The sequence below is a fragment of the Pseudomonas wayambapalatensis genome (assembly GCF_049942315.1).
GTDB lineage: Bacteria > Pseudomonadota > Gammaproteobacteria > Pseudomonadales > Pseudomonadaceae > Aquipseudomonas > Aquipseudomonas wayambapalatensis.
Genome location: NZ_JBNFMU010000072.1, coordinates 1 through 1,773 on the forward strand (window position 1 = coordinate 1; position 1,773 = coordinate 1,773).

A 1,773-nucleotide genomic window follows, 5' to 3' on the forward strand; every position below is an offset into this window, starting at 1 on the left:
TCGAAAAGCACACCGCGGTGCCTGGCACGGGCTGCGCCCGTGTTCGCGGGCAAGCCCGATACACAGGGAGATTGGGCTGGCCTTTAAATTTTGAGCAAGACAGTTGCCCCTACAAGCTCCAGGGCTAGTCAGCCGGGTGATCGCGCAGAAACACCAGGTGGTCAGGCTTCGATTGCTCGGCGCTGTAGTAGTACCCCTGCACATCGAAGCGCTTGAGCTGCTCGGGATCGTTGATGCGCTCCTGGATCACGAAGCGGCTCATCAGGCCGCGGGCCTTCTTGGCGTAGAAGCTGATGATCTTGTACTGGCCGTTCTTCAGGTCCTTGAAGTCGACGTTGATCACCCGCGCATTCAGGGCGTTCTTCTTCACGGCACTGAAGTACTCGTTGCTGGCCAGGTTCAGCAGCAGGTCATCGCCCTGTTCGGCCAGGGCCTGGTTCAGCCATTCGCTGATGCGCGTGCCCCAGAAGGCGTAGAGGTCCTTGCCGCGTGCGTTGGCGAGCTTGGTGCCCATTTCCAGGCGATAGGGCTGCATCAGGTCCAGTGGGCGCAGCAGCCCATAGAGGCCCGAGAGCATGCGCAGGTGTTGCTGGGCGTAGCTGAAATCGTCTTCGCCAAGGGTTTCGGCGTCCAGGCCCGTGTACACATCGCCCTTGAACGCCAGCAGCGCCTGCTTGGCGTTGGCGGGGGTGAAGTCTGGAGTCCAACTGCCGAAGCGCGCGGCATTGAGGCCGGCGAGCTTGTCGGACAGGTGCATCAGCTCGGCGATCTGGGTCGGCGACAGCTCGCGCAGTTGGGTGATCAACGTCTGCGAATCGTCCAGGTACTGCGGCAGGGTGTGGCGCTGGGTTACCGGCGGGGTGTCGTAGTCGAGGGTCTTGGCGGGGGAAATCACCGTCAGCATGGGGTCGGCTCCTGAAATCGTCGGCGACGATTCTACGGGGCCAGCAGGGCAACGCCAAACTATGCTGACGATAGTCACAGACCATCGCCAGGGCAGGCGCTATAGTGCGCATCATCCGTTTAGGGAGAACCGATCGTGCGCATCGCCTTCGCCGTGCTGGCCGGGTTGTTCAGCCTGGCTGTGCAGGCCGCCCCGTCCAATTCCGTCAGCTTCGACCGCAGCCATTGGCCCGAGCAGCTCGACAGCCCGGTGCTGTTCGACGTGGCATCGCGCGCACAGATCCTCTCCTTCGCCCAGGTGCTGCATGAAAGCGAGATGCTCGATGAGCGCGCTCTGGCGGCGCGCCTGGGGCTGCGGCAGATCAACCTGGCGGTGATCCGTTCGGTGCGTGCGCGCATGTGGCAGCGGTTGTGGGAAAACTTCCAGCAGGCCCAGCTCAGTTGCGAGCAGGATGCCTCGTTCTGCTATCCGCTGGACTCGATGGCGGATTTGCGTACGCGTTCGGCAACGTTCGCTACAGATGTCGGCGAATTCTACAAGCAGTGGGTCGAGCCCAGTCATCAGTTCAATGTCCGCTACCTCGACGAACAGTTGCGCAAGGCAGCGTTGTTTCCACAGACCAGCAGCGAGATCGAGCGGTTGTCTAGCCGCGAGCGCAATGGCGATGAACTCAACGATCGGATGTTCCTGCTGACGTTCGTCGGCGGCCCCGGCCCGGTCGGCAGCAACACGGATCTGCTCGCTGATTACCTGCGCCGGCAAAAGCTGGGCGCCACCTTCTTCGTGCTGGGCAATCGCGTGCAGCAGCGCCGCGACATGGCCCAGGGGGCGAATGTCGCGGCGCTTTACGCCGGGCAGTGCGTGGGGAT

At 62.7% G+C, this 1,773-nt stretch carries 1 protein-coding gene and 1 pseudogene; one reads left to right on the top strand and one right to left on the bottom strand.

The annotated features are described in order from the left end of the window. Window positions 1-124 precede the first annotated feature (124 nt). Window positions 125-904: a peroxide stress protein YaaA gene (gene yaaA / locus ACPZMI_RS02590; protein WP_426351615.1), complete on the bottom strand. Its 780-nt coding sequence runs from the start codon at window positions 902-904 to the stop codon at window positions 125-127. 135 nt (window positions 905-1,039) lie between these two features. Between yaaA and ACPZMI_RS02595 the strand changes: the two are divergent. Further along, a pseudogene (locus tag ACPZMI_RS02595) lies at window positions 1,040-1,773 on the top strand (polysaccharide deacetylase family protein); the annotation flags it as partial.